This window comes from Anatilimnocola floriformis (assembly GCF_024256385.1).
In the GTDB taxonomy this organism is placed as follows: domain Bacteria; phylum Planctomycetota; class Planctomycetia; order Pirellulales; family Pirellulaceae; genus Anatilimnocola; species Anatilimnocola floriformis.
On sequence record NZ_JAMLFW010000005.1, the window covers coordinates 36,043 to 55,089 of the forward strand.

Sequence of the window (19,047 nt, forward strand, 5' to 3'; positions counted from 1 at the left end):
AACAACCCGGTTATCCGCAGCCGCCCTATCCACCGCAGCAGTATCAACCACCTGTTTATCAGCAGCCCGTCTATCAGCCACCACCGGAGCCCCAGCCGTTTGTTGTCACGACAAAACCGCGGCAGACGCCAGTAATCAATCGCGGTCGCGGCTCCAAGAAAAGCAGCGCCGGGACGGTGATTACCACCATCTTCGCGGTTGTCGGTGTGATGGTGCTTGTCTGCTGCGGTGGCCTGTTTTTCTTAGCCGAGTCGCGCAGCGGCGATAGCAGCGGCGGGTCCGACGGCCGCTACGATCTCGAAAAAGTTCCTCTGCCGAATTTCCCGCCGTACCAGACGGCCATGAAAAAGCGGTTCGGCAATGTGATGCTACACAGCATCCCGCTCGGCACGAGTCGCAACGGGCACTACTCGACTCCTGGCCACGGCGGCTCGCTGTTTTATTATCTGCCACCGGGCGAGCATGCGCCCGGGTCGCTTCCGTGCGTCTTAATCACGGCGGCGGGGAGCAACTTGTTTCAGGGGAAAAATTTCGATCGGATCACGACTGTCGAAGATGCTGCCGAACACCTGCCGTACGTGCATGCCGGCATGGCGGTGATGGTGTACGAGATGGATGGCAGCCAGGAATTCAAGACCGACTCTGAATTCAAAACGGTCCACAAAGACTTCAAGGCCGCCTGCGCGGGGATGGTGAACGCTCGCAATGCGTTTGAGTACGTCCTGCAGAAGTGCCCCGAAGTCAACCCAGATCAGATCTTCGCCGCGGGACATAGTTCCGCAGGAACTGCCGCGTTGCTGTTTGCCGCTCATGAACCTCGTCTGGCCGGTTGTGTTGCCTACGCACCGGTCACGGACATTGCGAAGTTTCTCCCACCCGACTCCTTTTTTAAATTGTTGAGAAGGATGCCGTCGCTAACCTTCTACATGTCGAAGGCCTCTCCTGCCACGCATGCCAAGCACATTGAATGTCCGGTCTACTTATTTGCCTCTTATGGGGACAAAGTGGTGGACCGGGACCAAGTCGAAGGTTTCACCAATATTCTTCGCAATACGAACTCCAACGTGGAGCTGGACATGGTTGGCTTCGGCGACCACTACCAGTCGATGATCGACGACGGCGTCCCGTCAGGGATTAGTTGGATCAACATGCAAATCGGTAAAACTGAGCAACGAATTAAACCAGAGCAGCGGCGCTCGAAGAGAATACTGGAGAATCATTCGAAGTCGCCGCGAGCGCCAAACCGGTGAGCGCCACCTGTTACGAAGGATCGTTTGCCGCGACAATTGAGGCTTGTTCGATAAGCATTTCGTCGCCCTGAAGTTAGCCGTCGCATGCCTGGCCCCGCCCGCTCCGCTCCCCCGATTGCCAACCGTCTCGAACTGCCGCTGGGCGAAGGCTACGCACTGCGCGTCGATTTCGATCGGGCTCACGATCGCTGGCAACATCGCGTGTTCCTCGTGGTGCCGGCCAATAGCGAGATCGTCGGACCTGTGCTGCTGCTAGAAAGCATCGAAGGCACTGCTGATGACGATTGGCCGATCAGCCCGCCGCTGCAATTCGTCAGCATCGAAACCCGGCCCAAGCAACTGCCGGTCGCCCTGCTCATGGGCATGTCTGGCGACGGCCACTGGTCGGCGAGCATCGAGCAATTAGCCGCCGACCAGACACTCCGCTTCGACATCGCCTGCCGCGCCAAGTCCCGCCCCGCCAACCTCGGCTCGCGTTACCGCATCGGCCCGCGTGTGGAAAACGCACAACAAGACAACAGCGTACAACTGCGAGTGGGAAAACTCACGCTGGAGTTCATGGGCGAACAAGCCAAGGATTCGCCACTGCCGACGATTCAATTGCAGGAAAAAGAGCTGCACACGCAATTCAACGAGCCGGTGCAGGAGGGAGCTCAGACGTATCGGTGGATTTATCGGCTGCGGGCGATCCCTGCGAGCTAACCTCAGGCCGAAGCAGGTGGCAATTTGCCTTCCAGATCGTCGCACAGTTTGGAAAGGCTGGACAATTCCATCGCCGTCAGTTCTTCCTGCGATGTCTGTGGAAGCTTCAAGACGCCCTGCATCATTCGAATGTGCCTGGCCAAGCCTTTGCGCTCACCTTCTTCGCGTCCTTGCTCTGTTGCCATTTTCAGGTTCCAGCGCTGATCACGCTCAGCCTTCAGGCGAGCCTGGTACTGATACCGTTCTTCGGGCGTTTGAGCAATCATTTCCACAACTCCAGTAGCCTTGGCAAATTCGCGACCTGGCAGCAGTCCCTTCAGTGCTTCTGCTTCAGTCGACCGTCGGATCAATTCCCAGCGGCATGCAGGCGCCCTCACTTCGCGGCGACTTCCTCGTTCACCCGTTCGTACAAATAGCCGATGCGGCTGAGCGCTTCGATCTGCGTAATGGTTTGCGATATCGGCAGGATCGCATACGCAGCCCGGCCGCTGCAGCAATCCAGAATGATCTGCTGCGGATTGGGCGTGGACACACCGTTGGCGCATGGTTCATGGCCATGGATCAGCAGTTTGGCGTTGACGATCTTGGCAAAGGCAGCCGCGTTGGCAGCGCGAAAGTCGCGACCCCAGACAAGGCGGAAGATGTCACTTCCCGGTTGCCAATCGGCGGGCGTGAGGGGCCGTTCGAACACATTCAGATTAAAGCCGTTCACGTCGCAGCGGTCGGGCAGTGTGTGAGAAATGAACGCGCCGCCGACGGTCCGAATGGCCAGTGGACACGTACTGATGAACTGCAGATAAGCGCCGCGGATTTTATCGGTCGCGGCCGCACCGTAGAGCTCGACAATGCCGGCGCGAAACTGCAAATTCAGCATCCGCTTGCTTTTGCAGATCGGAAAATCACCCAGCTCGGCGAGCTCGTGATTGCTGAGCAAAAAGTGAAACCGCTCGGGATATTCGCACTTCAGCGCGGCGACATCTTCCAGCAGCAGGTGCGACATGCAGCCTGCATCGCCAGGGTAAGCCGGTCCGCCGTGGCAAACTTCCTGCATGATCAGGTGCCGGCGCGGATTGTTCGGCAAATCGGCGATCTGCAGTATCCGTTTGAAGTTCAACCGATTGCCATGCAGGTCGGCCGAGATCATCACTTCGTCGCCGTGGTCGGCATCGAGAAAGACGACGTTCCCCTGCCGGGCTTTGGTACGGCGATTGGCAGCCGCGGCCTGCGCGCAGGTCTGGAGGACGGATTCGATATGCTCAGCGGAGGCAGCCATGACGAATTGTCAGCGTACCACCCGAAAAAGAAAAGGTCTATTTCGGGTGCTCGGCTGTCATCGTAATCCGTACCGCGGCAAAATGCCGGCTCACGGACTCTCGCAGGGCACATACAGGCAAATCTCGCTCACCTTAGCGACCAATTCGAGATAGCGGCGGTGAGCTTCAAAACGATTGGCAAAGTACTGCCGATTCCAGGCATTCTGGCAACGGATTCGCCAGGCGACACAGTAGTTGGCCGAGGTTGCGGGATCGAATTCGTTATCTTCGAACTGGCAATCGGGTAACTGAGTTTTTGTCGTGGCGACCATCCGATGATTCCTGTGTTATGGCTGCGAGTTCGCAGATTGGTGCTGATTCGCAGGCCGCAGCAGTGCTTGCTAGTCTTGTTGTCTTCTCTGCCCAGCGTAGCGATGCTGATTTTGTTACCGGGATATTTCCCGAACTGGTTACTGCAACCACTACAATCAGCACCATGAGTTGTGACTCCGGCACGCCAGATTTTGCGACGACCCACTGGAGCCTCGTGCTGCGCGCGGGCGGCGACAATAAATCGGCTACCGCGGCCCTGCAGACACTGTGCGAACGCTACTGGTACCCGCTCTATGCCTATGTCCGCCGTCGCGGCTTGGCATCGCCCGAGGCGCAGGACCTCACCCAGGAGTTCTTTGCCCGACTGCTCGAAAAAAACTCGCTCGCCGCGGCTTCGCCCGAGCGTGGCAAGTTTCGCGCGTTCCTGCTCACGTCGCTGAAGAACTTTCTCGTCAACGAATGGGAAAGAGGGCGTGCGCAAAAGCGCGGCGGCGGCGAGCGGCCCATCTCCTTGGATTTGGAGTCCGCGGAGTCGCGGCTCCGCCTAGAGCCTGCGCACGAACTAACGCCGGAGCGACTCTTCGAGCGGCAGTGGGCGCTGCTCTTGCTCGAGCACGTGATGCAACGGTTGCAGGCGGAACAGACGGCCGCCGGCAAGGAACGACAGTTCGAACTCCTCAAGGAGGTCCTCGTCGGCGGTTCCGATCGGCTCCCCTTTCTCGCGATCGCGACCGATTTGCAAATCTCCGAAGAAGCCGCTCGCCAGGCGGGCAGTCGATTGCGAAAGCGTTATCGCGAACTGCTGCGGGAAGAAGTCAGCCACACCGTTGCCACCGAAAGCGAGGTGGACGATGAAATTCGGAACCTGTTTCAGGTGCTCGCTGGTGGATAACCGGGAAGTGTCGATTTATTTTTGTCACGGGTGGCAAACTATCCTGTAGAAACCGGTAGCAAAGCTCATTCAGCCGGTTTTTCGCCGGCACTACCCGGTTGTGACTCTCATGAACGATCCTGCCATTTCCCGCTGTTGCCCGACCTGTGGCATGCCGATTCCCGAGCACGCGCCGGCCGGATTGTGCCCGCGGTGCCTGCTAAATGCTGGCCTCGAAAGTGGCGGCGCGACTTCTCCGGCTACGCCGCCCGGCGGTTTTTCGCCACCGGAGATCGCCATCCTCGCCGCGAAGTTTCCACAGCTAGAAATTCTGGAACTCCTGGGCAAGGGCGGCATGGGCGCGGTCTACAAAGCGCGGCAACGGGGCCTTGATCGGCTCGTTGCGATCAAGATCCTGCCGCCTGAGATCGGCAACGATCCTGCCTTTGCCGAACGTTTCGCGCGCGAAGCCCGCGCCCTCGGCAAGCTGAATCATCCGCACATCGTCGCCGTGTATGACTTCGGCCAGGTCGATGGGCTGTATTACTTTCTGATGGAATACGTCGACGGAGCCAACCTGCGACAGGCAATTCACAGCGGCGGACTAACATCAAAGGATGCATTGTCGATCGTTTCGCAAGTTTGCGATGCGCTGCAGTTTGCCCACGATGAGGGTGTCGTGCATCGCGACATCAAGCCGGAGAATATCCTCATCGACAAACGAGGCCGCGTGAAAATCGCCGACTTCGGCCTCGCCAAACTTCTCGGCCAGGATCAAGCCGATCAAAATCTGACTCACACGCATCAGGTGATGGGCACGCTCCGTTACATGGCGCCCGAACAGATGCAAGGGTCGAAAGAAGTCGACCATCGCGCCGACATCTTTTCGCTCGGTGTGGTCTTCTACGAACTACTAACCGGCGAGCTTCCCGTCGGCCGGTTTGCGCCGCCGTCGAAGACCTTCGGCGTCGATGCGCGACTCGATGAAGTGGTGCTGCGATCACTCGAGCGTGAACCGACACTTCGTTACCAGCACGTCAGCGAGGTGAAGACCCAAGTGCAGTCGATCGCCGGGATCTCGCCTGCGGCACTGCAGAGGATGGTCGGCCGTGAGTACCGTTCGCAGGCGGAGTTCTTTGGTTGGCCACTGGTACACATCGCGTCCGGTATCGACGCCCAGACTGGCAAGCCAAAAATTGCGCAAGGGATCATCGCCATAGGAGACACCGCGATCGGCGGACTTGCCATTGGTGGCCGCGCGGTGGGAGTTTTTGCCTGCGGTGGTGTCGCAGTCGGTTTGTTTTCGCTCGGTGGGGTTTCGCTCGGCCTGCTATTCGCCTTCGGCGGTTGTGCGTTTGGATTGCTGGCTTTCGGCGGACTCGCCATTGGTGCACTTGCGGCGGGCGGCTGTGCTGTGGGCTATTACGCCATCGGCGGAGGCGCGTTCGGCCTGCACACGTTGAGCGGCGCGTCGCGCGATCCTGCCGCGATGAAGTTATTGGAAAACGTCAGCAATGTTCGCACATGGCCCACATGGATTCTGTGGCTCGGCCTGGCAGTGCCAGCGGGCTTTGGCTTGCTGATTGGCTTCGTCGTTTGGTTGCAAAATCGCAAAGCCGCTCCTCCGGTTGACCGCGTCATTGAAGAAGAGAAACGCCTGCGCGCCGAGCAAGATCGCGTGCACGCGCAGCGCATGAGCCTGCGTGATCAAGAGAGTGTGTGGTACGACCTGGGCGTGATTGTCGCTTACTTCTTGCGCAGTAAGACCGTGTGCTGGATCATCGGGGCCCTGGCATCGCTGGTGTATCTCGGTTGCCTCATCACATACTTCAATTTCCACGGTCAGCGTCTGATGCAGGGCGGCCAGCTGGTGCAACGCTTTTCGGCCGGTCAGCCGACACCCTGGCTCACGGTCGAAGCCAGCGCCACCGGTTATCACGCGGCCTTTCATTTCTTCTGCTGGGCGCATGCGGTTGCTTTAACGGGCTTCGCCGCACTGCAAGTCGCGCGGCAGATGGAACGATTGCAAACGGGCAAGATGCACTCGATGGTCTGGCACTACGTCCTCTGGATCGTTGTGCTCTTTCTGGTTGTCGTGCTCGGACTCTCGCATCTCACGATACCCATTCCGGTGACGCACTGACGAAGATTGCCGCATCAACGACCGAGTCGCCGCAGTAGCGGCTCGATGTTGAGCCCCGCGTGCAGTTCATGCGGACAAAGTTTCTCGGCCCACTCTGCCGTGGTCAGTTGCTTGCCACGGCTGAACAGATTGATCCGCAGCCAGGAGACGATCACCTTAAAGTCGCCGCGAGTGATGAATTCGTCGATCAATAAAATCGCACTCGGCATGTGCTGGGCTAACTGAGCCATCATCACATTGCCAAGTGTGTACGTGGGGAAGTAGCCGAACATTCCCGCTGCCCAATGGCCGTCCTGCAAACAGCCCTCGCGATCGTTGTCGGGCTTCACGCCCAAGAAGCGTTCGTACGCGCTGTTCCAGGCCGCCGGCAGATCGTTCGCCTTGAGATCGCCGCGCAGCAGCGCTTGTTCGAGTTCCACACGCACCAGAATGTGCAGGTTGTAAGTCGCCTCATCGGCCGTAACGCGGTTGATGCCTGGTTCGACACGCCGCAAATCAGCCGCGATATCCTCGGGCGTCCACAGGCCGCGAATCGCAGGAAATGCATCCTCAATCTGCGGCAGGGCGAACTGCCAGAAAGCCACGCAGCGACCAACGGGATTTTCCCACAGCCGAGCCTGCGACTCATGCACGCTCAGCGAAATAGGTTCACCAACGGGCTCGCCAAAATGCTCCGGCGGCAAACCTTGGTCGTAGAGCGCATGTCCCAGTTCATGCAACAGCACCGAAATCACCGGTGCGAGATTGTGCTCGTTGTAGCGAATCGCTATGCGACAATCGTGCGCGCTGATGTGCGTCGTGAAGGGATGCGCGGCCGTATCGAGCCGGCCGCGGCGAAAGTCAAAACCAAGTTGCCGGGCCAGTTCTTCGCACAACCTGCGCTGCGTGGCTATGTCGAAGTTCCCCGTCAGCGGCGGCGGTTGCTGCCGAGGCCGTTGCCCCGCCACGCGATCTTGCACGAGCTTCGGCAACTCAGCGCTCAGTTCGGCCAGCGTGGCTTGAATCGTCGAGAACGGCAAACCAGGCTCGTACTCGGCGACCAGCGCTCCGTAGCCATCGCGATCGGCTGACCAACAGCGGGCCTGTTCGCGTTTCAACGCAACCACGCGATCCAGCCAAATACCGAACCGGCCGAAGTCATCTTGTTCGCGCGCAATAGCCCATTCGTGCTGGGCGGTAGTCGTTACCCGCGCAAGTTCCTCCACCAGCGACTTCGGCAATTGTTTTGAAAGCAGATGCCGTCGCCGCAGTTCCGCGACGTTGATTTTCTCGGCGGGTGTCTCGCCATTGCCATCAACCAACGACAACCATTCGTCGAGTCGTGGATCGCAAGCGATCTCGTGTTGCAAACCGGCGAGGTAGGCCAGTTGCTGCCCGCGATACTCAGTGCTCGCGTCGGGGAGCATCGTCAACTCATCCCAAGCCAGTTGCTCATGGATGGCGGTGACACGGGCCAACTGCTGCAGATGGTCGAGAAGCGATTCGTAAGCCTGGCGAGCGTCGGACTTCATGGCTGCATTCTATTACAATGAAGCGACTGCAATCAGCTTGCGCACGACTCACCTACACTTTGCACATCCCATGCCCAAATCGTTTCTCCTCCCTCTCGAAGATCTGCTTGCCCTACCGAACGATCAGGTCGCCACGATTCAAACGCACGCGGTGGGCCCGCAAGGTGCGCTACCGCTCGACGACGCGATGCTCCGCGAGTGGTCAAGCGGCGACTTGTTCGGGCTCTCGCAAAACGCCGGCATGGGTTGGTCGCCGCAGGAGTTGCTCGGGCCGCAGTATTTGATTCTGAGTACCCAAGGTGGCGTGCGAGCCGCCGATGGCACACCGATTGCGCTCGGTTATCACACGGGGCATTGGGAAGTGGGGCTGCTCGTGCAAGCCGCGGCGCGCGAGATCAAATCGCTCGGCGGCGTGCCGTTCGCTGGTCATGTTTCGGATCCCTGCGACGGCAGAACCCAGGGGACCGTCGGCATGTTCGATAGCTTGCCCTATCGCAACGATGCGGCGATCGTGCTCCGCCGTTTGATTCGCTCGCTGCCGCAGCGGCAAGGGATTGTCGGCGTTGCGACGTGTGATAAAGGTCTGCCCGCGATGATGATTGCGCTCGCGGGAACTTCGCAGTTTCCCAGCGCCATCGTTCCCGGCGGAGTAACGCTGCCGCCGACTGAAGGTGAGGACGCCGGCAAGGTGCAAACGATCGGCGCTCGCTACGTGCAAGGCGAAATGTCGTTGCAAGATGCTGCCGTGGCGGGCTGTGCAGCGTGCGCTACTCCCGGCGGCGGTTGCCAGTTCCTCGGCACGGCGGCGACTTCGCAAGTCATCGCCGAAGCCCTCGGCATGGCTCTTCCGCATTCGGCGCTCGCTCCCAGCGGTCAACCCATCTGGCTCGATCTGGCCACTCGCAGCGCTCGCGCGGTGCATCAACTGGCCGCCCGCAATTTGAAATTGAAAGACATTCTCACCGACGCCAGTGTGCGTAACGCCATGGTGGTGCATGCGGCCTGCGGCGGTTCGACGAATCTGCTGCTGCACGTTCCTGCGATCGCACACGCTGCCGGTCTGCGGCGACCAACTTCTGCCGACTGGAGCGAGATCAATCGCCGCGTGCCGCGGTTCGTTTCGGTGCTGCCGAACGGACCGGTCGCGCATCCGACGGTGCGGATGTTCTTCGCCGGCGGTGTGCCGGAGATCATGCTGCATCTGCGTGCCTTGAATCTGCTCGAGCTCGATGCGTTGACCGTCACGGGCCATCGCGTCGGCGACGTGCTCGATTGGTGGGAGCGTTCGCCGCGACGGCAGATGGTGCGCGAAGTACTGAAAGCTCGCGACAATGTTTCGCCCGACGACGTGATCATCCCGCCCGCCGATGCGCGGAAGCGCGGCTTGACCAGCACCGTCTGTTTTCCGCACGGCAATCTTTGCCCCGAAGGCTCGGTTATCAAAGCGACCTCGATCGACCCGAGCGTCGTTGGCGCGGATGGCGTGTATCGCAAAACTGGCCCGGCCCGCGTCTTCACTTCCGAGCGCGAAGCCATTCGCGCCGTGAAAGGACAAACGGCCGTGCCGCTCAAGCCGGGCGACATTCTCGTCCTCATCGGCCGCGGCCCTATGGGGAGCGGCATGGAAGAGACGTATCAAATCACCTCGGCGCTCAAATTTCTGAAGTGGGGCAAGGAAGTTGCCGTCGTCACCGATGCCCGCTTTAGCGGCGTGAGCACCGGCGCCTGCATCGGCCACGTTGGTCCCGAAGCCCTCGCCGGTGGCCCGATCGGCAAGGTTCGCGATGGCGACATCATTCGCATCGTCGTCGATCGCAACGAACTGACCGGCTCGGTCGATTGGATCGGCGATGGCGTGAATGAATACACGCCAGAAGAAGGAGCCACGATTCTCGCCGAACGTCCGCCGCGCGCCGATCTTGCGCCCGATAAAGATCTGCCGGCCGACACTCGGCTGTGGGCCGCGCTGCAACGCGCCGGCGGCGGCACTTGGGGCGGCTGCGTCTACGACGTGGAGAAGATCATCGCCACGCTCGAAGCGGGCGAAGCCGCGATCCGCGAACAAACGGCAGCCAACCTCGGCTGAATGCATTTCAACGTGGCCGCGCGCGAGCGGGTGTGATAGTCTAAAACTCCCGCACTTTCCTCCCGCCTCTCCTGCGTTGCCATGTTGCTGGACCGAAGATCTGCCGGACTCCTCGCATGTCTCGCTGCGCTGCTGTGCGCCGGCGTGGCCACGGCAGCCGATTTCGATCCCAAGTCGGTGGAGTTCTTTGAAGCCAAGATCCGGCCGGTCCTCGTCAAGCATTGCTACACCTGCCATTCGGCGGAAAGCAAGGAACTGCGGGCTGGCTTGTTCGTCGACAATCGCGATGGCTTGCGCAAAGGTGGCGACTCCGGACCGGCTGTTGTTCCTGGTGATGCAAAGAAAAGTTTGCTACTCGCGGCGATTCGCTATCAAGACTTGGAAATGCCGCCGACAGGGAAATTGCCCGACGACGTCATCGGCGATTTTGAACGCTGGATCGCGGCCGGCGCGACCGACCCTCGCGATGAAGTAACCAAGCCTGCCGGGAGCAAGGAAATTGATTTCGCCAAAGCCCGCGAGCATTGGTCGCTTCGGCCTGTCGTGCGGGCCGATTTATCTCGGTTGAAAAGCTCGGCGTGGGCGCGGACCGACATCGATCGTCTGGTTGCCGACAAATGGGAAGGGCAACAGTTGACGCCAGTTCCCGATGCGCCGAAGTCGCAGTTGTTGCGGCGGGCTTATTTCGATTTGATTGGCTTGCCGCCGACGCCCCAGGAACTGAAAAACTTTCTCGCCGATGAATCGTCGCAGGCTTTTGAGCGAGTTGTCGACGAATTGCTTGCCTCACCTCGCTTCGGCGAGCGCTGGGGGCGGCATTGGCTTGATCTGGCTCGTTACGCCGATTCGAACGGTCGGGCGCAGAACATTTTCTTTCAGTTTGCCTGGCACTATCGCGATTACGTCATTGATGCTTTCAACCGCGACTTGCCCTATGACCGGTTCATCATCGAGCAGCTTGCCGGCGATCTGCTCCCTGCCGAAACGGCGGTGGAGCGCGATCGGCTGCGGATTGCGACTGCGTTTCTCGCCATCGGGCCGAAGACGTTTGAGTCGGCGCCGGAACTCTTTTCGATGGATCTGATCGATGAGCAGATCGATGTCACGACGCGAGCGGTGCTCGGACTAACCGTCAGCTGTGCACGTTGCCACGATCACAAGTTCGATGCGATCCCAACCAAAGAGTACTACGCCCTGGCCGGCATCTTTCGCAGCACCGATACACTCTTCGGGCCGTCGTTCTTTCAACGGCCTGCGTTCGACAAGCGGTATCACCTGCACCCGATCGGCGCCGATGCCGAAAAGCTCGGCGAGGCTGCGTTTGAGTATCGCGCGCAACTGCGGGGACTCATGGGAAAGCGCGATCAAGCTGCCGTGATCGCTTATCGCACGCAGCGACAGATCGACGGAATCAAAGTCGAGTGGCAGCGCGCTGGCAATGACGCGCCCGACCCAAAACTCGACGAACTCCTTGCGCTGCATAAGGTGCAACTCGCTGAGCGCGAACGACTGAAGGCCGAAACCAAAGCGATGGAAGAAGCCGCGCCGCCCCTTCCCGATTTCACACAGGGTGTGAAGGAGATGACGCAGGTCGAAGACTGCACGCTGCGGATCCGTGGCGAGTTCGACAAACCGGGTGAACGAATTCCGCGCGGCGTGCTGACGCTCTGCTCGCTCGGCGAAAAACCGGCCATCCCCGTCGACCAGAGCGGCCGGCTGGAACTCGCGCGCTGGCTGGTCGCGAAAGAAAATCCGCTCCCGGCCCGCGTCGCCGTCAATCGCATTTGGCGGCAACTCTTCGGCAGCGGCATCGTGACCAGCGTCGACAACTTCGGCGTGATCGGCGAACGCCCCAGCCATCCTGAGTTGCTCGATTATCTCGCTGCGCAGTTCATGGAGTCGAACTGGTCTACAAAACGCCTCATCCGCGAAATCATGCTCAGCCGTACCTACCAGCTGGGCACGCGTTTCCAGGAAGCGAACAGCAGCCGAGATCCGAACAATGTCTTGCTCTGGCGGATGACGCCGCGGCGACTTGAGGTGGAGCCCTTCCGCGACGCAGTTCTCTCGATCAGCGGTGCGCTCGACCTGCAACCGCCGCGCGGTCCGCACATCGGCCTCGTGCGAAATGGCTTGCTCGAAGAGAATCCCAAACTCGCGGAGATCCACAAAGAATCGAATCGCCGCACGATCTATCTGCCAATCGTTCGCGGGCAGTTGCAGGAGATGCTGCAGACGTTCGACTTCGCCGATCCGAACCTGCTCATCGCCCAGCGCGATGAGCGAACGATTCCGTCGCAATCTCTCTTCATGCTCAACAGCCCTTGGCTGTGGGCGCAGGCGAAATTGGCAGCCGAGCGGATGTTGTCGCTGAAGATGAACGACGATCAAGCGAAGCTGAACTGGTTGTTTCAGGCATTCTTTTGCCGAGCCGCAACCAAGGATGAACATGCGACGCTGTTGAAATTCATCGCAGCTCAGCGTGAGCGAGTCCAAGGCGACGAAGTGGTAGTGTGGATGCACGTTGTTCAGGCACTCTATGCCAGCGCGGAGTTTCGGTACCTGCAATGAACGCTCTCAACTATTCTCGTCGTCAAATGCTGCAACGAGTCTCTTGCGGCTTTGGCATGGTCGCGTTTGCTGGCTTGTGCGGTGAGGAAGCCCGCGCGAATAAGCTCGTTGCCGAGAAAGGTCCGCTCGCGCCGAAGGAGCCGCACTTTGCGGCCCGGGCCAAGCGGATCATCTTTTTGTGCATGCATGGCGGGCCGACGCATGTCGAGACGTTTGACTACAAACCCAAGTTGCAAGCCGATGACGGGAAGCCGTCGCACAAGAATCCAAATTTGCAGTATCTGGCGTCGCGGTGGGAGTTCAAACAGCGCGGCGAGAGCGGCTTGTGGGTTAGCGAACTGTTTCCGCATGTGGCTCAGCACGCCGATGAGTTGTGCTTGCTCAACGGCTGTCTGACTGACAATCCGAATCATCCGCAGGCGCTCGATCAGCTCCACACCGGCAGCTTTCAATTCATCCGCCCGAGCGTCGGCGCTTGGACGCTGTACGGCCTAGGCACCGAGAATCAATCGCTGCCGGGCTTCGTGACGATCAGTCCGAAGAGCGGTACCGCGCGGCAGTACGGCAGTGCGTTTCTGCCCGCCCTTTATCAAGGCACGCCGGTCGGCGAGCACGGCAAGGGAATCAGCCAAGCCGTTGTCAGCAACTTGGCCAATCCGAAGTTGACGGCAGGCGAACAGCGCGAGCAACTCGCGCTGGTGCAAGAGCTCAATCGCCAGGCTCTCGCTTCGCAGCAAGTGAATCCGAAGCTCGAAGGAGTCATTGAAGCGTATGAACTCGCCTTTCGGATGCAGAGCGAGTTCCCACGCGTGCTCGATACGAAGGAAGAAACGGCAGACACGCTGAAGGTCTACGGCATCGATGAGCCGGCGACGGCAGAGTTTGGGAAGCAGTGTTTGCTCGCACGGCGGTTTGCCGAAGCGGGCGTGCGGTACATTGAGATCACGCATGGCGACTGGGACGCCCACGGCAGTTTGCAGGCGATCATGGGGAACAACAGCCGCGCGACCGATAAGCCGATTGCTGGTCTGCTGGCCGATCTCAAGCAGCGCGGTTTGCTCAAGGATACGCTCGTCGTGTGGGGTGGCGAGTTCGGCCGCACGCCCGATGATCCGACTCGCAACGGCCGCGGGCACAATCACAAAGGTTATTCGATGTGGCTGTGTGGTGGCGGCGTGAAAGGTGGCACCGCCTACGGCCGGACTGATGATTACGGGTACGAAGCCATCGACGGCCGTGTTCACACGCACGATCTGCACGCGACAATGCTGCATCTGATGGGGCTCGATCACGAACGCCTCACCTATCGCTACGGCGGGCGGGACTTTCGCTTAACCGATGTGCATGGGCGCGTCGTGAAGGAAGTGCTGGCGTGAGGGATGGGGGAGGCGAGGTGCGAGAGGCGGGAGGCGAGATACGATGATGAATATCTGAATTCCCTCTCCTCAGTACTCCGGGTTTGCGCTGCTTTGTGCCTAAGTAATAAACGAGATAACCAAATGATTCGTCGAACCGCGTTGATGTTGTTGGCATTGGTATCGGCCTGCGCCATAAGCAGCGCCCAAGAGAAACCTGCTCCGAAGAAAACTGTCCGCCTCTTCACGATCGGCAACAGCTTTTCGCAAGATGCGACCTTCTTTCTCGATGACTTGGCCGCAGCGGATGGGAACTTGCTGATTCAAAAGGGGGCCTTTGTCGGCGGCAGTCCGCTGGAACTGCACTGGACTCGCGCTCAGCTGAATGAGAAGGACCCGACCGATAAAGCTGGCCAATACAACGGCAAAGGCTTGAAGGATCTGCTCGGCGAGGACAAGTATGACTTCGTCACGATTCAACAGGCGAGCATCAAAAGCCACAACATCGACACCTATCAGCCGTTTGCGACGAACCTGCGCGACTACGTGAAAAAGCACGCGCCGAATGCGGAACTGCTGCTGCACGAAACCTGGGCTTATCGCGTTGACGATCCGCGCTTCAACGTTGCCAAGCCGAAGGAAGGCGAGCCGAAGACGCAAAAGGACATGTACGAGATGCTCGCCAAATCGTACCGCACCGTCGCCGGTGAGTTGGGCGTGCGATTGATACCTGTTGGCGATGCTTTTTGGGCCGCCGACAACGACGCGCAGTGGGGCTACAAACCCGACACGAAGTTCGATCCCAAGACCGCCAAGTCCCCTGAGCTCCCCGACCAAAAGCACTCACTGCACGTCGGCCGCAAGTGGAGCAAGGATGCCAAGGGCGAAACCACCCTCGGCATGGACGGCCATCACTCGAGCACGGCGGGCCGCTACCTGGGCGCTTGCGTGTGGTACGAGATGCTTTTCAAGACGAGTTGCGTCGGCAATAAGTTCATTGCCGGCCTGGATGCGGATTACGCTCGCTTCTTGCAAGAGACGGCGCATGCTGCCGCAAAATAGTATTTTCCTAGCTTTAGCTGGAGTGGCTCTCCAGTAAGGACAGCGTATGCCCGCAGCCAATCAGAACGCGACGGTCTTCCCCTTCTTCAAGACCTTTGTTCTCCCTGCGCTCCTCATCTTTCTTGTTCCCCTCATCGGCTATTTCTTCTTTCGGCATGCGCAAAGTCGTTATGACGGCATGATGCGAGAGACGATCTTGAGCCAGGTGCAAGCCGATCAAAGACTTGATGCTGAAGGGCGGGCCAATGCGGTTGAGTTTTTCTCGAAGGTGCCGTTCTCTCGATTGGTTCAGAACGAGGAGTTTGCCCGCGATGTTCCCAGCAACCTCAAGATTTACTTCGCGACGTTTCGCTGGATGATCTTGATCGCGGGGGCGTCGATCGTGCTTGGAATCGGCGTGTTTGTCGTGGCGGGAATTTGCGTGGTATGTTCGCTCCGCTCGCATTACGCGCAGTACTTGAGCTTGCTGGTGGGCTGGCATGTACTGCGGATCTTTGGAGCTCTGCAAGCGGTCGCGCAAGGCACGCTGTTGGTGGCCTTGTCGTATTGGATGACAGCGCTGTGGACCAACAGTTTTTATCCGCAGCTGATCGTTGTGGTCGGCATTCTGGCCGTCGTGGCGGTGTGCCTGGTGATCGCTGCCATTTTTCGCCGCGTGAAGAATGACTTTGTCGTCCCGGGGCAAATGCTGGAAAAAGACGCAGCCGGCCCGATTTGGGATGAAATGAAACGTATCTGTGCCCGCGTGGGAACCGAACCACCCGATCAGATCATCGCGGGCATCGACGATAATTTTTATGTCACCGAGCGCCCCGTCACTGTCGGCGGCAAGGAGTATCACGGCAGGACGCTGTTCGTCAGTTTGTCGCTGCTCAAGCAACTGCAGGGCGGCGAAGCCGATGCGGTGCTGGCGCACGAGATGGCGCACTTCAGCGGCCAGGACACGCTCTACTCACGGAAGATCGGACCGCTGCTGGTGCGGTACGACACCTATTTGAAAGCGTTGCACGATGGCTTTGTGACCTGGCCGATCTATTCGTTCATGCTCTGCTTTCGCGCGCTCTTCCAGCTGTCGCTGGGCAAGCTCAGCCGGCAGCGAGAATTTCGCGCCGATCGCGTCGCCATGGAAGCGACTTCGCCGCGCGATGCCGCCGGCGCACTGCTCCGCACGGTGGCTTATTCGAAGTATTGGTCAGGAATCGAAGCGGAACTCTTCGAACAAGAGCGGGCACTGGAAAACATCAATGTTTGCGAACGCATCGAACGTGGATTTCACGAATATGCGTCGAAATTTGCGAGCAGCACCGACATCGGCGAACTAGCCCCGGCCCATCCATTTGACTCGCATCCACCGCTCGAACAGCGACTCGCCGCCCTCGGCATGCAACTCGATTCGGCCGATACTCAGGCGTTGCTGACCACGCCCGGCGACGGCCAATGGTATCGCACCATTCCAGCCGCGGAACCGCTGGAAGCAGAACAGTGGAAAGCATACGAAGATCGCTTTTGCGCGATCCACGAGCAGTCGCTCCCTTACCGCTTTTTGCCCGAAACCGATGAAGAACGGGCCATCGTCGAGCAAACCTTTCCGCCCGAGACGTTCACCAGCCGCAAAGGTGATTTGTCGCTCGATCACGAAAAGTTCAAACGCGCGAACTGGCCGGCCCCAATTCGCTTTGCCGAAATCACCGGCCTCTTGCTCGAAAACAACGTACTGAAGATCGACTACAACGATGGGCGGAAACAGTCGCTAACGCTCCCCATTTCTGAATTCGCCCGCCAAACATCGCTGATCAGCGCGATCCAAAACTACTACGGCAGGTACCTGGCCGCGGCGGAGTATCAGAAGCAGAAGAAGGCGAAGGGAGCAGCGAAATAACCGCCACCGCCTCTGCGGCGGTGGCGATTGGTGGTTTCCGACTAGTCCCCTGGTTCTTCGAGATACGTATAGCCATTCAGCCCATCCTCATAGAACTTTAGGAAGCGGCCTGCTTCTTGGTAACTAAGGTGGCCTTCGCGGACTGCCGTTTCCACGGCGGTTTGCAGGCGGGTGACGAGGTCGCTGTGGTCGAACTCGACGTAGTCGAGCACTTCGCGGACGGTGTCACCCTTCACGATGGCTTCGAGGATGACTTCGTTGTTCGAGCCGACGTCGACGTGCACCGTGTTGGTGTCGCCGAAGAGGTTGTGCAAGTCGCCGAGAATTTCTTGATAGGCACCGATGAGGAACGTGGAGAGGTAATACGGCTGGCCGTCGTAGGTATGGAGCAGCAGCGTCCGTTTGACGTCGCGGCGGTCGATGAACTGATCGATCTTGCCGTCGCTGTCGCAGGTGATGTCGCCGAGGACCGCGGGGCGGGTCGGGCGTTCGGTGTGCCGATGGATCGGCATGACCGGGAACAACTGCTTGATGGCCCAGCTATCTGGCATCGATTGAAACAGGCTGAAGTTGCAGAAATACGTATCGCTGAGCATCAGGTCGAGCCCTTCGAGCTCTTCCGGCATGTAGTCGAGCTGTTCCGCAAAACGGCGAATCTTGCGGCAGATGGCCCAGAACATCGTCTCGGCGACGGACCGCTGTTCGAGCGATAGGTAGCCCGTGCCGAAGAGGGTCATCGACACGTCCATCGCCTGCTGAGCGTCGTGGAAACTCTCGAGCACGTTGCGCGCGGTCACGCCTTTGTACGTATCCATCAAGTCGTGCAACGGCTGTTCGGACTGCTCCGTGATCTCTGGCAAATGCTCTTCGCTGCCATTCGGCCCAGGGTTTCCTTGGCCCGAAACGCCGAGCACGCCGAAGACGAGAGCCGCGTGATACGCAGCAACCGCTCGGCCGCTTTCGCTGATGATGTTGGGATGCTTCACCTGCGCTTCGTCGCAGACGTTCTGCAGGTGATATACCACGTCGTTGGCGTATTCCTGCAACGTGTAGTTCATGCTCGATTCGAAATTGGTCTGGCTGCCGTCGTAATCAACGCCCAGACCGCCGCCGACGTCGAGGTACTCGAGCCCCGCGCCGCGCTTGATCAGATCGACATACGCCCGGCCGGCTTCCGTCATCGCGCCCTTGATCTGGCGGATGTTGGTGATCTGGCTACCGAGGTGGAAGTGCAACAGCTTGAAGCAGTCGAGCATGTCGCGGCTCTTCAGCTCTTCGACCGCTTTCAAGATTTCACCGACGGTCAGACCGAACTTGCTGCGGAACCCGCCCGACGATTGCCAGCGGCCCGAGCCCTTGGCGGCGAGCTTGATGCGCATGCCGATCTGCGGCCGCACGCCGACTTTTTCGGCGTATTTCAAAATGAGCGCGAGCTCGGTGTACTTCTCGACGACCGGAATCACATTGCGGCCGATCTTCTGCGCGAGCATCGCCATTTCGATGAACTCGGCATCCTTAAAGCCGTTGCAAATGATCGGCGTGACGGCGTCGGTCATCGCGACCACGGCGAGGAGCTCGGGCTTGCTACCCGCTTCGAGACCAAAGCCGTAAGGCTTGCCGTATTGCACGACTTGTTCGACGACGTGCCGCTGCTGATTTACCTTGATCGGGTAAACGCAAACGTAGCGACCCTTGTAGTCGTGCTCTTTGATGGCTTGGGCGAAGACATCGTGCATCTCGCGGAGGCGATCCTTGAGAATGCCGTTGAAGCGCAACAGAATCGGCAAATCGAGGCCGCGCAGCTGCAGCCGGTCGACGAGCTCCTTCATGTCGATGCTGATGTTGGGGTCCTTGTTGGGATGGACCGCCATGTGCCCTTGGGCGTTGATCGAGAAATAGCCCTTACCCCAGCGCGGCACATCGTACAGCTCGCTGGCATCGGTAATGGTCCAACGCTCCACGGCATCTTTCAGCATCTCAGGCAGTCCCCAAGGCAAGTGATTTTCGGAACAGGAAAACGAATGATTATAC

At 59.3% G+C, this 19,047-nt stretch carries 14 protein-coding genes; 9 read left to right on the forward strand and 5 right to left on the reverse strand.

Annotated elements, in window-relative coordinates:
• Positions 1–176 precede the first annotated feature (176 nt).
• The gene (locus M9Q49_RS35900) at positions 177–1,250 is read left to right on the forward strand and encodes a dienelactone hydrolase family protein (protein ID WP_254514053.1); all 1,074 of its coding nucleotides are present in this window, start codon (positions 177–179) and stop codon (positions 1,248–1,250) included.
• 84 nt (positions 1,251–1,334) lie between these two features.
• Entirely contained in the window at positions 1,335–1,952 is a 618-nt protein-coding gene (locus tag M9Q49_RS35125; RefSeq protein WP_254514022.1) for a hypothetical protein, read from the forward strand.
• Positions 1,953–1,954: 2 nt separating this feature from the next.
• On the opposite strand, the gene M9Q49_RS35130 is transcribed toward M9Q49_RS35125, so the two are convergent.
• The 3 genes from M9Q49_RS35130 to M9Q49_RS35140 all read right to left on the reverse strand — a co-directional run bounded on the left by M9Q49_RS35130 (position 1,955) and on the right by M9Q49_RS35140 (position 3,537).
• Entirely contained in the window at positions 1,955–2,218 is a 264-nt protein-coding gene (locus M9Q49_RS35130) for a hypothetical protein (RefSeq protein WP_254514023.1), read from the reverse strand.
• A gap of 107 nt (positions 2,219–2,325) precedes the next feature.
• Positions 2,326–3,225, reverse strand: coding sequence for a hypothetical protein (locus tag M9Q49_RS35135; protein ID WP_254514024.1), 900 nt, complete (start codon positions 3,223–3,225; stop codon positions 2,326–2,328).
• A 90-nt stretch (positions 3,226–3,315) separates the two neighbouring features.
• Positions 3,316–3,537, reverse strand: a complete 222-nt coding sequence (locus M9Q49_RS35140; protein ID WP_254514025.1) for a hypothetical protein — start codon at positions 3,535–3,537, stop codon at positions 3,316–3,318.
• Between the two features lie 164 nt (positions 3,538–3,701).
• Between M9Q49_RS35140 and M9Q49_RS35145 the strand changes: the two genes are divergently transcribed.
• Both M9Q49_RS35145 and M9Q49_RS35150 read left to right on the forward strand, forming a co-directional pair.
• Positions 3,702–4,430, forward strand: a complete 729-nt coding sequence (locus M9Q49_RS35145) for an RNA polymerase sigma factor (RefSeq protein WP_254514027.1) — start codon at positions 3,702–3,704, stop codon at positions 4,428–4,430.
• Between the two features lie 109 nt (positions 4,431–4,539).
• Entirely contained in the window at positions 4,540–6,552 is a 2,013-nt protein-coding gene (locus M9Q49_RS35150; RefSeq protein WP_254514029.1) for a serine/threonine-protein kinase, read from the forward strand.
• A 14-nt stretch (positions 6,553–6,566) separates the two neighbouring features.
• On the opposite strand, the gene M9Q49_RS35155 is transcribed toward M9Q49_RS35150, so the two are convergent.
• Positions 6,567–8,063, reverse strand: a complete 1,497-nt coding sequence (locus M9Q49_RS35155; RefSeq protein ID WP_254514031.1) for a carboxypeptidase M32 — start codon at positions 8,061–8,063, stop codon at positions 6,567–6,569.
• 70 nt (positions 8,064–8,133) lie between these two features.
• Here M9Q49_RS35155 and M9Q49_RS35160 point away from each other — a divergent pair, with 70 nt between their 5' ends.
• The 5 genes from M9Q49_RS35160 to M9Q49_RS35180 all read left to right on the forward strand — a co-directional run bounded on the left by M9Q49_RS35160 (position 8,134) and on the right by M9Q49_RS35180 (position 17,016).
• The gene (locus M9Q49_RS35160; RefSeq protein ID WP_254514032.1) at positions 8,134–10,149 is read left to right on the forward strand and encodes a YjhG/YagF family D-xylonate dehydratase; all 2,016 of its coding nucleotides are present in this window, start codon (positions 8,134–8,136) and stop codon (positions 10,147–10,149) included.
• An 81-nt stretch (positions 10,150–10,230) separates the two neighbouring features.
• Positions 10,231–12,720 (forward strand): PSD1 and planctomycete cytochrome C domain-containing protein, encoded by a 2,490-nt coding sequence (locus M9Q49_RS35165; RefSeq protein ID WP_254514034.1) that lies wholly within the window; start codon positions 10,231–10,233, stop codon positions 12,718–12,720.
• Positions 12,717–14,096, forward strand: a complete 1,380-nt coding sequence (locus M9Q49_RS35170; RefSeq protein ID WP_254514036.1) for a DUF1501 domain-containing protein — start codon at positions 12,717–12,719, stop codon at positions 14,094–14,096. Before M9Q49_RS35165 ends, M9Q49_RS35170 begins: the two co-directional genes overlap by 4 nt.
• A gap of 123 nt (positions 14,097–14,219) precedes the next feature.
• A complete protein-coding gene (locus tag M9Q49_RS35175) occupies positions 14,220–15,137 on the forward strand; it encodes a DUF4886 domain-containing protein (RefSeq protein ID WP_254514037.1) in 918 nt (305 codons plus the stop codon).
• Between the two features lie 46 nt (positions 15,138–15,183).
• Positions 15,184–17,016, forward strand: a complete 1,833-nt coding sequence (locus M9Q49_RS35180; protein ID WP_254514038.1) for a M48 family metallopeptidase — start codon at positions 15,184–15,186, stop codon at positions 17,014–17,016.
• Positions 17,017–17,057: 41 nt separating this feature from the next.
• Here M9Q49_RS35180 and speA read toward each other — a convergent pair whose 3' ends face one another.
• A complete protein-coding gene (gene speA, locus M9Q49_RS35185; protein ID WP_254514039.1) occupies positions 17,058–18,992 on the reverse strand; it encodes a biosynthetic arginine decarboxylase in 1,935 nt (644 codons plus the stop codon).
• Positions 18,993–19,047 lie beyond the last annotated feature (55 nt).

Excerpts from the sequence above, each read along its gene's own strand:
- M9Q49_RS35125 (WP_254514022.1), top strand. The coding sequence starts at position 1,335 with ATGCCTGGCCCCGCCCGCTCCGCTCCCCCGATTGCCAACCGTCTCGAA.
- M9Q49_RS35130 (WP_254514023.1), bottom strand. The coding sequence starts at position 2,218 with ATGATTGCTCAAACGCCCGAAGAACGGTATCAGTACCAGGCTCGCCTG.
- M9Q49_RS35135 (WP_254514024.1), bottom strand. The coding sequence starts at position 3,225 with ATGGCTGCCTCCGCTGAGCATATCGAATCCGTCCTCCAGACCTGCGCG.
- M9Q49_RS35140 (WP_254514025.1), bottom strand. The coding sequence starts at position 3,537 with ATGGTCGCCACGACAAAAACTCAGTTACCCGATTGCCAGTTCGAAGAT.
- M9Q49_RS35145 (WP_254514027.1), top strand. The coding sequence starts at position 3,702 with ATGAGTTGTGACTCCGGCACGCCAGATTTTGCGACGACCCACTGGAGC.
- M9Q49_RS35150 (WP_254514029.1), top strand. The coding sequence starts at position 4,540 with ATGAACGATCCTGCCATTTCCCGCTGTTGCCCGACCTGTGGCATGCCG.
- M9Q49_RS35155 (WP_254514031.1), bottom strand. The coding sequence starts at position 8,063 with ATGAAGTCCGACGCTCGCCAGGCTTACGAATCGCTTCTCGACCATCTG.
- M9Q49_RS35160 (WP_254514032.1), top strand. The coding sequence starts at position 8,134 with ATGCCCAAATCGTTTCTCCTCCCTCTCGAAGATCTGCTTGCCCTACCG.
- M9Q49_RS35165 (WP_254514034.1), top strand. The coding sequence starts at position 10,231 with ATGTTGCTGGACCGAAGATCTGCCGGACTCCTCGCATGTCTCGCTGCG.
- M9Q49_RS35170 (WP_254514036.1), top strand. The coding sequence starts at position 12,717 with ATGAACGCTCTCAACTATTCTCGTCGTCAAATGCTGCAACGAGTCTCT.
- M9Q49_RS35175 (WP_254514037.1), top strand. The coding sequence starts at position 14,220 with ATGATTCGTCGAACCGCGTTGATGTTGTTGGCATTGGTATCGGCCTGC.
- M9Q49_RS35180 (WP_254514038.1), top strand. The coding sequence starts at position 15,184 with ATGCCCGCAGCCAATCAGAACGCGACGGTCTTCCCCTTCTTCAAGACC.
- speA (WP_254514039.1), bottom strand. The coding sequence starts at position 18,992 with ATGCTGAAAGATGCCGTGGAGCGTTGGACCATTACCGATGCCAGCGAG.